This is a genomic window from Propionispora sp. 2/2-37 (assembly GCF_001298735.1).
GTDB lineage: Bacteria > Bacillota > Negativicutes > Propionisporales > Propionisporaceae > Propionispora.
The window spans coordinates 126207-139722 of the sequence record NZ_CYSP01000004.1 but is presented as its reverse complement, the minus strand read 5'-3'; the positions used below and the strand labels follow the sequence as shown (position 1 = coordinate 139722).

Below are 13516 nucleotides of genomic sequence, written 5' to 3'. Positions count from 1 at the left end.
TATATTAATGAAGAGTTTTACTCCGGTAAAATTCTTTTTTTGTTTTTTGGGAGATACTATCGATACTATTGACGTTTATCATTAAAAAAAGTATTATATACTATACAGGGGTATAGTATATAAGGAGGGCGTTTCATGTTAAATGAGCATGAACAGGCTAATATTAAAACAAGACTAAGAAAAATCAGCGGTCAAATAAACGGAATTGAAAAAATGGTGGATGAAAAACGGTATTGTGTAGATGTATTACAACAGGTTATGGCTGCCCGATCGGCCCTTAACCAAGTGGCACTGATTATACTGGAAAGCCATACCAAAAGTTGTGTGGTCACTGCCATACAGGAGAACCGGACCGAGGAATCGGTTAAAGAATTGGTGGATGTATTAGCAAGGTTTACCAAGTAATTGTAGTTGGGTTTATCCGGCAGTTCTCATCAGAGAACAGCCGGCGAAAGGGGTGAGAAAATGACGGACAGCAGGGACAAGGGAAGTGTATCCACGATAAAAATCGGCGGCATGTCATGCGCTGCCTGTGCCAACCGTGTGGAAAGAGGACTGGCGGCTTTGCCGGGAGTAAACCGTGCTGCAGTTAACTTTGCGACCGAAAAGGCGGCGATTGATTACGATGCTGCACAGGTTAGCCTGCCGGAATTGGTAAAAAAAATTGAGGATTTGGGATATCAGGCTATCAAAGAAAAAATTGAACTCAATATTACCGGAATGAGTTGTGCGGCCTGCTCCGCCAGGATTGAAAAGGGGCTTAACAGGCTTGCCGGTGTGTACAGTGCGGTGGTTAATCTGGCTGCGGAGAAGGCGGTAGTTGAATTTAATCCGGGAGATATCAGCAGCAATGAGATAAAAGCTAAGATTGACAAGATGGGTTATGGTGCCCGGATTATCAATCATGCTGCTGACGGCGATCAGGAAAAAACGGCCTGGCAGGACGAAGTCAGAAGACAGAAGCTGCGCCTTTGGCTGGCAGCGATTTTTTCCCTGCCTTTATTGGCGGCCATGGTATTGCATATGACCGGCAGTATGGGAATGCTGGCCGGAATTTTAATGAACCCTTACCTGCAGTGGGGGTTGGCCACACCGGTGCAGTTTATTGCCGGCCGGCAGTTTTACCGGAGTGCTTTTCTGGCGCTGAAAAACGGCAGTGCCAATATGGATGTGCTGGTAGCACTCGGCACCTCTGCCGCTTATATCTATAGTGTGGTAAATGTACTGCGTCAGGCGCCGGACTTATATTTTGAAACCTCCGCTATTCTCATTACCTTGATTATACTTGGCAAATTGTTAGAGGCCGCTGCCAAGGGGCGGACATCGGAAGCCATTAAGGCATTGATGGGACTTCAGGCCAAGACAGCCAGAGTGTTGCGGGAAGGACAGGAAAAAGATATTCCGGTAGCGGAAGTTCTGGCCGGTGATATTGTCATTGTACGGCCTGGTGAAAAAATCCCTGTTGACGGGGTGATCATCGAAGGCGTATCGGCAGTCGATGAATCCATGCTGACAGGAGAAAGCCTGCCTGTTGATAAAAAAACCGGCGATGAAGTCACCGGTGCTACCCTCAACAAGCTGGGAGCATTTAAGTTTAAGGCGACAAAAGTAGGCAGGGATACCGCTTTAGCCCAGATTGTAAGGATAGTGGAAGAAGCCCAGGGTTCTAAAGCGCCTATTCAGCGTTTTGCCGATGTGGTCTCCGGATACTTTGTGCCGGCGGTAATCGGTATTGCGGTACTGACGTTTGCCGTATGGTATTTTGTTCTTGATGCCGGCAATTTTTCACGGGCGCTGGTCAACTTTACGGCGGTACTGGTCATCGCCTGCCCCTGTGCCTTAGGTCTGGCCACCCCTACCTCGATTATGGTCGGAACGGGAAAAGGGGCTGAAAATGGAATACTGATCAAAGGTGCCGAACACCTGGAGCATGCCCACCGCTTAACAACTATTGTATTGGATAAGACGGGAACCATCACCAAGGGGCAGCCGGAAGTTACCGATATGCTCGTATTGTCCGACATGCCGGAGGAAACGGTGCTTGCTGCTGCGATGCAGGCAGAAAAAAATTCCGAACATCCGCTGGCTCAGGCTGTTGTTGCCTATGGAAAAGCGAAGCATATTGCGGCTGGTGAGCCGGAACAGTTTACTGCTGTTCCGGGACATGGGGTTGTTATTGTTAGTTCCGGTAAGAAAATACTGGTGGGGACTAGAAAATTAATGGAAGAAAACGGTGTGGAGTATGAACTGCACATACCGGCAATTGAGGCGCTAGAACAGCAGGGAAAAACAGTCATGCTGCTGGCTGTCGAAAACACGCTGGCAGGCCTGTTTGCCGTGGCGGATACCATTAAAGAAACCTCTGCGGCTGCAGTGAGCGAGCTTACTCGTCTGGGCCTTGAAGTATGGATGATTACCGGCGATAATGAACGGACTGCCAGAGCCATAGCGCAACGTGTCGGCATTAGCCGTGTTATGGCGGAAGTGCTGCCCGAAAATAAGGCAAAGCAGATTGAGGCTCTTAAAAAGGCAGGCCAGGTGGTTGCCATGGTGGGAGACGGTATTAACGACGCCCCGGCACTGGCTACTGCCGATGTGGGATTTGCCATCGGGACCGGTACGGATGTAGCCATGGAGGCAGCCGATATTACCTTAATGAGAGGCGATTTGACCGGAATTGTAGCCGCCATTAAATTAAGTAAGGCCACGATGCGCAATATTAAACAGAACTTGTTCTGGGCGCTTATCTATAACTCGTTAGGCATTCCTTTTGCTGCTGCCGGATATCTTTCGCCGGTACTGGCCGGTGCAGCTATGGCGTTCAGTTCGGTTTCCGTTGTGACCAACGCGTTGCGATTAAAGCAGGTTGATCCTTATAAATGATGACTCTGTGCTGGTTGGTGCCCCCGTGGGATAAATCCAAGAGTCGGTAGGTTCGGTGGGCTTGCAGCTAACGGCTGCCAATAAGGTTTTGGTATTAAGAGGAGCTTCATCAAGGTGTCGCCATGCAGGAATTTAATTAGATATACAAGGGCCGAAGATTTAATGCTGCCACTAAATCTTCGGCCCTTTGTTTCTTATTTTGCAGGATGACTAGATCTGCGTAGTTTTATAGATAACTGCTATCAGCCAAGTTAGGCTCAGGAGGAAAATTTCATAGTTTGGTAGAATCCCTCATAGAGATCACATGTGTAAACTGGAGGAAAGATGAACGGTAGAGAACAAATTGAGTGGCTGTATAAAGAGCTGCCGAAATGGGTTGCAAGCGGGATAGTGACGGAACAAAGCGCGGAGCGTATTAAAGACTATTACGGTCCGGTTGCCGGGCTGCCCCGGCGCAGTTTAGCCGTCACGCTGATTAATGTCTTTGGCATTGTGCTGGTCGGACTGGGAATTATTCTGCTTATCGCCCATAACTGGGAGAATCTGAGCAGAGGCTACCGGATGATGATTGCCATAAGTATGCTGCTCATTGCTCAGCTTATTGTCGGGTTTGTTATTTGGCGTAAAAAAGAACAGGCATCCTGGCGGGAAGGGGCGGCGACACTTCTAACGCTCATGCTGGGAGCTTCTATTGCATTAGTTGGGCAAACTTATCATATTGCGGACGACACAGGCAGATTCCTATTGACTTGGATGCTTTTGTCGCTGTCGCTTGTCTACTTGCTGCACGTGACTGTTCCGGCCGTTTTTTATCTTATTGGGATTACGACATGGGTTCTGAACGAGCCGATAGCCAGGCAGTATGTCTGGGGTTTGCTGGCTCTGATTGTGCCGCATTACCGGATGCTTTTTCAACATAACCGTTATGCGAACCGGGTCGCATGGCTTGGCTGGGTGTTGACCGTCTGTTTATATGTATCTTTTGGAATTGTTGTTGGTGACCGTTTGGAGCATCTGAACAGGCTTGTCTATATGGCGTTATTTGCAGGTACGTTTTTTCTAGGGATACTATGTTTTCCGGGAACGGAAAGTGTCTGGCGCAATCCTTTCAAGACGGTTGGGCTGGCGGGAGGGGCCGCTTTATCCTTTTGGCTGACGTTTATAGATGGCTGGGGTATCATGCAGTTGCCTGCGTCCTTTAGTCAGGAAGAAATTGTGTTGACCGCCGTATTGTATATAGCCCTGGTTAGCTTGGGAACAGCCGTCTGGCGTAAAACGGGTTGCCGGCATCTTTGGTTTGGCATGGCACCGGCTGTTGCAGCAGTGGGATATGTTCTGCAGTATCATGGTTTTACTTATAGCAGTGCCATCCTGTTTAATCTGTATATTCTGTGTATTGGGGGGCATAGCATCGGGATGGGGATTCGACAGTTCGATCTGGCAAGGGTAAATGCCGGGATGGCGGCTGTTATTCTACTCACTGCGGCCCGTTTTATGGATGCGGATTTTAGTTTTGTAGCGCGTGGCGTGGTCTTCGTGTTGCTGGGGGTTGCCTTTTTAGCAACCAACCTGGTATTACTGCGTAAAAAGGAGCGGGGTGAATCGTGAAAACAAGGACCCTGTTATTGCTTTTTTTACTGCTTGGTGTGCTGCAACTGGCAGTTCCGGTGTCGATGGTTTGGCGCTGGGAGGATGTATTAAAGAACGGAGAGCGCTATTATTGGCTGGCAGAACCGGTTGATCCCTATGAATTGATGAAAGGGAGGTATATTGATTTGTATTTTAAAGACAGGCAGGCCCCTGTTATAGGCAATGATCAGCTGCTTTTGGGGCAGTCTGCCTTTGGACTAATCAATATTGATCAGGATGGTTATGCTTCGGTAAGCGGTGTAACGGCGGTGCGGCCGGAAGGTAGACCTTATATAAAAATTAAAATATCCGGCCTGTCGGCAAATACTGTTTACTTTTCGTTGCCGTTTAAACGGTATTACATACCGGAAAATACGGCGTTGCCCATAGAAGAGGCCTACAGGAAACATGCCGGTAGGGATTATAAAGTGGCTGTGCGAATAAAGGACGGCTATGGTGTGATTGAGGATATTTTTCTTGGTGCTCAGCCGATGAAGGAAGTGATCAAGTAAAACCGGCAAGTGCGGTAAGTTTTTGCCGGCAGAATGATGTGATACAGTAAGGGGAACTACTAGTAAAGGTTATTACCTTATCAAGATCAAGGCGGTAGGTTTGTGGAAAAAGAGATTTTAATAATCAGACTTAGTTCAATAGGAGATGTGATTCATTGTACGCCTGTGGCCAGGACATTGAAGGCTGCATGGCCGCACTGCAGAATCACGTGGATGGTAGGGGAAACAGCTGCTGATTTGCTCAAAAACAGTCCATATGTTGATGAAGTGATCATGTGGTCAAGAGAACGGTTTGAACGCCATATACGGAAACTGGAATTTACTAAAGCGCTGAGAATGTGGCGGGAATTACAAAAAATCCTGGCAAACAGGGAATTTGATGCAGTTCTTGATATTCACGGCCTTTTTCTCAGCGGAATGATCGCCAGGCAGGCTAAAGCCAAACGGCGCATCGGCTTAGCAGGGGCGAGGGAGCTAAATCCTTTGTTTATGACTGAAACCGCGTTGCCCCTGGGTAAACAGGTTACGGAAAAGTATCTTGGAGTAGTAAAGGCTTTGGGAATTAACGAGTTCGATTTCAGGATGCATCTTGCGCTAACAGCTGAAAACCGGGAGTTCGCGAAACAGTATTTGGCTAAAGAGGGCATTTTGCCCCAGGAACGTTTCGCTGTAATCATACCGGGAACCACCTGGCAGTCGAAGAATTGGCCGATTGATTTTTTTTGTAAAACAATTAAACGGCTCCGGCGCGATTTTAAAATTGTATTAGGCGGCGGCAAAGCGGAAGCTGCTTTAGGTATGGAAATAGAAAAAAGCTGTGCCCCGGGGATTAGTAATGCCATAGGGAAAACCGGGCTTTTAGATATGGCCGGAATTATAGAACAGGCGGCTATTGTCGTTACCGGTGATACCGGCCCGCTGCATATTGCCGCTGCACTGGGAGTCCCCACGGTGTCTGTTTTTGGCCCTACCGATCCGGAAGTCTACGCACCGGTGGGGGGAGACAATATCGTGCTTTTTCATAAGCTGGGCTGTTCATTTTGCCATAAGATGGTTTGTCCCGACGGACACAATATGTGTATGTACAGTGTTGCGCCGGAAGACGTGATTGAGGCGGTCTATCGGTTAACCCGTTGAAAAAAGGCTGAATATTTTTACAGGTGTGTAAAGTGTGCTCGCATTTTGCACACTTTTTTGTTCTGCATATACTGTGAATTTGTTAATTTATGATGGAATATGGATATTGGCGGAAAAATTATAAGGTACGGTCCGGAAATTAATATAGCGGCAGGGAGATAATGCCGTCAGAGAAGACAAGAGGGCTTTGCGTAACCGCAAAGCCCTCTTGTCTTCTCCCTGTCCGGCTGCTGCAAGGCTTCTCTATGTAACCAGGCCGTAAAGAAAGCCTGATTATGTATGGACGGAAGGTTAAATGCGGGTGTTGTGCCTGCTTACCAGAACCGGAATGTCCGTTGACGGGTCGGCATAAAGCGATGTTAGAACCGCGTTCAGCATGGATATACCGGCGATACCGCTATATCCGGGTATAAAAACAGAAGTTCTTCAAAAGTTCTTCATAGCTTCTTCATAAAAGATTGCTATGATTAAGGCAGACTCGATCCCGTATTGCTAAAGGAGGTAATATGATGGAACCGGACGGACCGGCTGATAGGCCGGAAGAAGGCGGAGCAATCTATACGCCCGGACAGCGGGTTGTATTACAAATTCTGCAGTGGGGAGCATGGACAGCGGCATTTTCGGCCATGTTGTATGTCATGCACGTCGGATAGGAGATGAACCGGGGTGAAATGCTGCAGCGGCAAACAGTAAGGGTAACTATATTATGAGGAGGATGTTACTATGAATAATACCATAAAAGGTTGGATGATTGGCAGTTTGGTGGCTGTGTCGGCATTAGGGATGACTTTCGGGTCGGCAGCCGCTCAGAGTACGGAGCTGGCGGCTCCGTCGCCGGGAGTGATGCAAAACGGACATATGACAAATATGGGCCCGGACATGATGAAAAATTCACCGGACATGCAAAAACAGTGCGAAGTCATGCTTAAGGAGCACGATTCGAAGCGCGAGGGGGCGGCCGCAGGAACTGCTGAGATGAACTCACCCGAAATGCAGCGGCAGTGCCGAGCCATGATGAAAGAAACCGAAGAAGCTATCACTGATAAAGCTCCGGCTAATGATAGCACCGCGTCAGGGACGGCTGATCACAACTCCCATCATTTGTCATAGAACTTTTGCCTCCTAGTCCCCGATAGGCGGACTGTTTTGCTTATCCAGGGCTTGACATAGTTTGGGAGGCCTGGTATCCGTACGGTGCCAGGCCTCCGGTGTTTATCAGTCAGCCCGTGTTATAGAAAAATACGCAGAAAGCTGGTGCCGGACGAGTTGCTGGAAGCCGGTTTGGAGACAGGTAGAATCTGTTTCAGTCTTGAATAAACGAAAATTTTTATTAAATAAAAATTCATGAGTCCCTCAAAAGCTATTCATACTTATTCACAGGAAGTTTGTATCGTTGGTAGCAAGATAATGATCGGCTATGCCCAAACAAGAATTTATCCGCTGAATTTCTGAATGCAGAGAAAAGGAGGCACTATGGACACACGAAATTGGGTAACAGGGAAGAAGAAGCTAGTACTGGTAACCCTCATGGCCGTACTGGCAAATACTCCGGATTTGGCGGCGGAATCGCAGGAAATATTAACACTGCAGCAAATGGTGGATACGGCTGTCAAGAACAACCCGTCTGTTATTGAAAGTCAAAAGCGCTGGGAAGAAAAACAAGCCCGCATTCCGCTGGCAACCGCCTGGCCTAATCCGCAGCTTGGCATTATGAAAGATGACATACCGAAAAACAGTTTAAATCCCTTTGATGCCATGATGACTGAATATACGCTTACCCAGGAGATCATGAATCCGGCTAAATTAAAAGCAATGGGCAGAATGGCCGGCAGTGATGCGGAGATGGCTGAAGCTAATTACCGGGATAAGCAAATGGAGGTTTACACGGCAGCCAAAACAGCGTATTATGACCTGCTTTATGCCGATAAAGCGCTGGAAATCGGCAAAGAAAACCAACAATTGATGGGCCAATTGGTCCAGATTGCCCAGGTGAATTATTCCACCGGAATGGTGCCGTTGCAAGATACGCTACGGGCCCAGACCGAGTTTTCAAAAATGACCACCGATCTATTGAATATGGCGTCTATGGTGGCGGTAGCGAAAGCCAAAGTCAATAGTGTTCTTGGTCGTTCAACCGATACACCGTTTACCGTGAGAGAAGAGTTCAGTGCACCGCCGCCGAATTTTGATTTGGCTGTTATGCAAAAAGAGGCACAATCCGGTAAACCTGCTGTTGTGAGTATGGAACGGCAAGTAGATATGGCGAAAAATGGTATGGAACTGGCTAAAAAACAAGGGTTGCCGGACTATCAGTTCAGCATTGGCTATAAAGACAGAAAACAAACGATGATGGATACACAGCCTGATACCTGGAAAATGGAATTTATGGTCATGCTACCCCTGTGGCAGGGTAAAAACAAAGCCGAAGCCAAGTCAACTGCGGCTAGTTTGGATGCAGCCCAGGCTTCATTAAACAATATGAAAAACATGACTGATCTCGACTTGCAAATGGCGTTGACCGAGGCTCAGTCAGCCTGGCGCCAGATTGATCTGTACAAAAACACGGTCATCCCGCAGGCCGAGCAAACCTATCAGGCCGGAGTGGTGAGCTATACCAATGGCAAAGTCGATTTTATGGCGGTTCTTGACAGCCTGAATGCCCTCCGCAATGCGAAGCTGGATTACTATAAAGCTCGCGTGGACTATGAAAAGGCGGCAGCCAACCTGGAAAAAGCAGTGGGAAAACCAATGTTTACCAGTGGAGTACAGCCATGATGGGCAAAGTGAAAAAGGAGGGGACAGCATGATCGAAAAGCTAAGGTCCAAAAAGAAAATCATCATTGGCGTAACTGTCGGCATATTGGTTATTGGTGGAGCCAGCTATTATTATACCGTACAGCACAATAAACCGGCGGCAACGGACCATGCGGGCCGTCAAATGTCCGGCCCGGTCATGGCCATGGGCGATACGGTAACATTAGATGCCAAAGCCCGTCAACTGGCCGGGCTGCAAACTGCACAGGCCATTGTTAAGTCACTGAACAAAGAGATTAAGACCACCGGTAAGATTGCTATGAATGAAGATGGCAAAACCTACATTACTTCCCGGATCGAGGGCCGGGTCGACGAACTTTATGTAACTGCTGAAGGGGAATATATTGCTCCCGGCCAGGCGATTGCAGCCGTCTACAGTCCAACCTATATCGCCGCACAGGAAGAATATTTGCTGACTTTGGAGAATGTACAGAAACTGCAGAATGCCGGTAAAGACGTCGTTCAGATCAACAATCGCTTACGGGATGCAGCACGGCGCAAATTGCAACTCCTAAATGTTGCGGATGATGATATCGCACACCTTGAACACACCCGTCAGACCAAGGACCATATGACTATTTATGCCCAGTTCGGCGGTACCGTATTGGAAAAACAACTGCTGCCGGGCGCGTACATTATGCCTGGCGATAAACTGTACAGTCTCTCGGACTTATCTACTGTCTGGCTGTATGCCGACATTTACGAAAAAGACATCGCCGGCATTACTCCCGGTGAACAGGTGGCGGTAAGCAGCGGGGCCTATCCGGGAGAGACCTTTACCGGGCAGGTGACCTTTATTAATCCGGTGCTGGATGACGCCACCCGGACCGTTAAGGTACGAATCGAAATGGCCAATCCTGCAGGAAAATTAAAACCCAATATGTTTGTAAATACCACTGTGCAAGTCCCATTAGGGGAAAGCCTGGTGATACCGGAATCGGCCATTTTGGATACTGGTAGTAAGACCATCGTTTTTGTGGCCCAAAGTGAAGATACCTTTGTCAAACGGGAAGTAGTTACCGGTCAGTCAGCGGATGGCTATGTTCAAATATTGTCCGGGCTGCAACCAGGTGAAACCGTAGTTACTGCTGCTACCTTTCTAATTGATTCCCAGACGAAACTGGGTAGTTTTGGCAGTCATGCCGGTCACGGCGGTGGGGGAGCCGCCAGTACACCTGCCGCAGCAGGTGGTCAAGGCAGCGGCAGCGCACCGGTTGCGCCACCGGCTGCCGGGGGCGAACACAGCGGCCATAGCGGTCATTAAGGAGGATCAGCATGCTCAATAAACTAATCGAGTTTTCTCTGAAAAACCGCGTAATTATTTTAGTTTTAACCGCCCTGGTCATTGTCTGGGGAGTTTTTACGGTACGTGATACTCCCATTGACGCGTTCCCCGACTTGAGCGAAAATCAGGTGCTTGTTTCGGCCGACTGGATGGGACGGGGCCCGCAGGAAATTCAGGACCAGGTTACCTATCCGCTGGAAACGGCATTGCGCGGGCTGCCCAACGTAAAAGAAGTACGCTCGGCTTCTTCGTTCGGGATGTCGCTCATTACGGTTATTTTTGAGGATGGAGTAGAACCTTATTTTGCCCGTCAGGTAGTGAATGAAAAAGTGCAGCAGGCCATTCCGCAATTACCGCGTGGCGTGCAGCCCGCTCTGGGACCAGTCAGCACTCCGATGGGTCAGGTATTCATGTATACGGTAGAAAGTGACCGCCACAACCTGGCCGACTTGCGCACGGTGGAGGATTTTACCATCAAGCAGCAGCTAAGTGCTGTGCCGGGAGTGGCCGAAGTGGCCAGCATTGGCGGCTATGTAATGCAGTATCAGGTCAATCTTGATCCGCAGCTTATGCAAAGCTACCGGGTTACGTTTAACCAGGTATTCGAGGCGCTCGGAGCTAATAACGCTAACATTGGAGCCAAGGTTGTGGAGCAAAACGGCCAGGAATTTATTATTCGCGGTCTGGGTTTGATTGAATCCATTGATGATATTAAGAACATTGTGATTACCCAAAACAATAACGTGCCTATTTATATCAAAGATGTGGCCAGTGTGGCGGCCGGACCGGATTTTCGCCGGGGGGTGCTGACTAAATCCGGTTATGAGGCGGCCGGCGGCATTGTCATTCAGCGCATGGGTGAAAATACCCTCAATGTTATCGATCAGGTAAAAGCCAAAATCGCTGAAATTCAGCCAACCTTACCGGAAGGCATGAAGATTGTTCCTTTTTATGACCAAACCGATCTGGTAAAAAAGGCGGTCAATACACTGACCCGGGCACTCGTTGAAGAGTTTATTCTGGTTTCTATCATTGTAGTTCTCTTTTTAGGCAATGTCCGGTCCAGTTTGATTGTGACCAGTGCTATCCCGATCGGTATTCTAATCGCGCTAATTGCCATGAAGCAAATCCATCTGTCGGCCAATTTGATGTCCCTTGGCGGGATTGCCATCGGCATCGGTGTGATGACCGATGCGGCCATCGTCATGGTGGAAAATATCTTCCGGCATTTGGCCGAGGACCGCGGCCGGCGCAGTATTGTTGATGTTACCCTGGAGGCAGGCAAGGAAGTGGCCGCGCCTATCTTCTTTTCCATCCTGATTATTATTGTCACTTTCCTGCCGGTCTTTACCATGACCGGTACTGAAGGTAAAATGTACACGCCGATGGCCTGGGCAAAGTCCTTTGCCATGAGCGGATCGCTGCTGCTGGCCTTTACGCTGGTGCCGGTATTGTGTACCTTGCTGCTCAGGGGCCGGATTCAGGAGAAGGATACCTGGATTGTTGCTAAAATGCATCAGTGGTATGTGCCAATTTTGAAATCCGTGATGAAGTATCATAAAACTACCATTATTGTTGCTATTGTTGTCATGATTGCCGGATTTTCTTTGCTGCCTTTCTTAGGAACTACCTTTATGCCCGCTTTGGATGAAGGAACATTCCTGGTAATGCCGACCATGCTGCCCAGTGTCTCCCTGACAGAAGCAGTGGAAGCAGCCAAAACAATGGATAAGGTCATCATGGAGATTCCGGAAGTTGACATGTCGGTGGGGAAAGTCGGCCGGGCCGAATCAGCTATGGACCCGGCTCCTGTCAGCATGATTGAGACCATTGTCACTTTAAAACCAAAAGACCAATGGCGGGCCGGTGTGACCAAAGACGCCATTGAACAGGAAATGATGATCAGACTTGCTAATATTCCCGGGCTTAATTTGGCCTTTACCCAGCCGATTGCCGGCCGATTATCCATGCTGACTACCGGAGTGCGTACCGAACTGGGAATTAAGCTTTACGGGGAAGATCTTGCCGTATTGCAGCAGAAAGCTTTTGATATTGAAAAAGCATTGGCAACGGTGCCGGGAGTCAGCGACCTTTTGGCTGAACGGGTTTTTGGCGCTTCCTATCTGGAAATTCAGGTCAACCGGGAAAAAGCGGCCCGTTATGGTTTAAACATTGCCGATGTCGAAGATGCCGTGGAATTGGCGGTCGGCGGCAAAAACGCCACCACTACCATTGAAGGACGCAAGCGTTTTAACGTTCTGGTGCGTTACAACCGGGAAAACCGCGAAAGTATTGATGCCATGCAAAATATCCTTATTCCGGTAACCGGTGGTGCTGCCGGAGCGACAAATGCCGGCGGCGGTATGGGCGGTATGGGCGGTGGCGGCACGGCAGTTGCAGCAAAGCCGGCTACCGGGGCCTATGTACCGCTGGGTGAGGTTGCTCAATTTCAGGTGGTCGACGGACCATCAATGATCAGCAGTGAAAACGGGGTCTACCGGATGATTGTGCAAATGAACACCCGGGGCCGGGACGTAGTTAGTTTTGTGGATGAAGCAAACAAGGTTATCAGGGAAAAGGTGGATTTGCCGCCCGGTTATTCCCTGAAATGGACCGGCCAGTATGAAAATCAGCAACGGGCCAAAGAACGGTTGGCAATCGTCGTTCCGGCAGTTGTTGTGCTTACCTTCTTCCTGCTTTATATGAGCTTTAAGTCGGTCAGCGACGCTTTCCTTATTTTAATAAACATTCCGTTCTCTTTAGTAGGCGGCATTGTGGCAATGTATATAACCAATACCTATCTGACGGTAGCGGCGGCAGTCGGCTTTATTGCCCTCTTTGGGATTGCGGTGCAAAACGGGGTGATTATGGTGACGTATATAAAACATCTGCGGGATCACCGGTCCCTGGAAGAAGCAATTTTAGAGGGTGCCTTTACCCGTTTGCGCCCGGTTATGATTACCGCGCTGGTCGCCAGTTTGGGCTTATTCCCGCTGATCTTTGCCACAGGAACCGGCGCTGAGGTGCAGCGGCCTATGGCTACGGTTGTTGTAGGTGGTCTGGTTACCTCCACGATTTTGACACTAATCGTATTGCCCTGTATCTATCTGGTCTGGCATCAGTGGCTTGAGCGCAAGAACCCACCTGTATCGAGAAACTCCCATACGGCAGAGTAAACCTGTCCAATAAAATCGAATATTGAAAAACTGTGGTGGAGATTTTATCCCACCACAAAAATGGAAACTTGGAAATAAAA

Annotated in this window: 10 protein-coding genes; all 10 read left to right on the top strand. The window is 48.7% G+C overall.

The window, feature by feature from the left end; translation table 11 throughout:
• Positions 1-135 precede the first annotated feature (135 nt).
• The 10 genes from P22_RS05465 (at position 136) to P22_RS05425 (ending at position 13436) form a co-directional block, all read left to right on the top strand.
• Entirely contained in the window at positions 136-405 is a 270-nt protein-coding gene (locus tag P22_RS05465; protein ID WP_054259214.1) for a metal-sensitive transcriptional regulator, read from the top strand.
• A gap of 60 nt (positions 406-465) precedes the next feature.
• Positions 466-2883: a heavy metal translocating P-type ATPase gene (locus P22_RS05460; protein WP_054259213.1), complete on the top strand. Its 2418-nt coding sequence runs from the start codon at positions 466-468 to the stop codon at positions 2881-2883.
• Between the two features lie 324 nt (positions 2884-3207).
• Positions 3208-4491 carry a DUF2157 domain-containing protein gene (locus tag P22_RS05455; protein ID WP_054259212.1) on the top strand — a complete coding sequence of 428 codons (1284 nt, stop codon included), beginning with the start codon at positions 3208-3210 and terminating at the stop codon, positions 4489-4491.
• On the top strand, positions 4488-5024 hold the full coding sequence (locus P22_RS05450) for a GDYXXLXY domain-containing protein (RefSeq protein ID WP_054259211.1): 537 nt from the start codon (positions 4488-4490) through the stop codon (positions 5022-5024). Before P22_RS05455 ends, P22_RS05450 begins: the two co-directional genes overlap by 4 nt.
• Positions 5025-5126: 102 nt before the next feature.
• Complete coding sequence (locus tag P22_RS05445; protein WP_054259210.1) at positions 5127-6161, top strand: glycosyltransferase family 9 protein; 1035 nt, start codon at positions 5127-5129, stop codon at positions 6159-6161.
• Between the two features lie 506 nt (positions 6162-6667).
• Positions 6668-6814, top strand: coding sequence for a hypothetical protein (locus P22_RS20390; protein WP_156318861.1), 147 nt, complete (start codon positions 6668-6670; stop codon positions 6812-6814).
• A gap of 70 nt (positions 6815-6884) precedes the next feature.
• Complete coding sequence (locus P22_RS05440; RefSeq protein ID WP_054259209.1) at positions 6885-7271, top strand: hypothetical protein; 387 nt, start codon at positions 6885-6887, stop codon at positions 7269-7271.
• A 363-nt stretch (positions 7272-7634) separates the two neighbouring features.
• A complete protein-coding gene (locus tag P22_RS05435) occupies positions 7635-8936 on the top strand; it encodes a TolC family protein (RefSeq protein WP_054259208.1) in 1302 nt (433 codons plus the stop codon).
• Positions 8937-8964: 28 nt separating this feature from the next.
• Positions 8965-10239, top strand: a complete 1275-nt coding sequence (locus P22_RS05430) for an efflux RND transporter periplasmic adaptor subunit (RefSeq protein ID WP_054259207.1) — start codon at positions 8965-8967, stop codon at positions 10237-10239.
• A gap of 11 nt (positions 10240-10250) precedes the next feature.
• A complete protein-coding gene (locus P22_RS05425) occupies positions 10251-13436 on the top strand; it encodes an efflux RND transporter permease subunit (protein WP_054259206.1) in 3186 nt (1061 codons plus the stop codon).
• Positions 13437-13516 lie beyond the last annotated feature (80 nt).

Bases quoted from the DNA above. Each gene is read 5' to 3' on its own strand.
- P22_RS05460 (WP_054259213.1), top strand. From the start codon at position 466: ATGACGGACAGCAGGGACAAGGGAAGTGTATCCACGATAAAAATCGGC.
- P22_RS05435 (WP_054259208.1), top strand. From the start codon at position 7,635: ATGGACACACGAAATTGGGTAACAGGGAAGAAGAAGCTAGTACTGGTA.
- P22_RS05425 (WP_054259206.1), top strand. From the start codon at position 10,251: ATGCTCAATAAACTAATCGAGTTTTCTCTGAAAAACCGCGTAATTATT.
- P22_RS05430 (WP_054259207.1), top strand. From the start codon at position 8,965: ATGATCGAAAAGCTAAGGTCCAAAAAGAAAATCATCATTGGCGTAACT.
- P22_RS05465 (WP_054259214.1), top strand. From the start codon at position 136: ATGTTAAATGAGCATGAACAGGCTAATATTAAAACAAGACTAAGAAAA.
- P22_RS05440 (WP_054259209.1), top strand. From the start codon at position 6,885: ATGAATAATACCATAAAAGGTTGGATGATTGGCAGTTTGGTGGCTGTG.
- P22_RS20390 (WP_156318861.1), top strand. From the start codon at position 6,668: ATGATGGAACCGGACGGACCGGCTGATAGGCCGGAAGAAGGCGGAGCA.
- P22_RS05455 (WP_054259212.1), top strand. From the start codon at position 3,208: ATGAACGGTAGAGAACAAATTGAGTGGCTGTATAAAGAGCTGCCGAAA.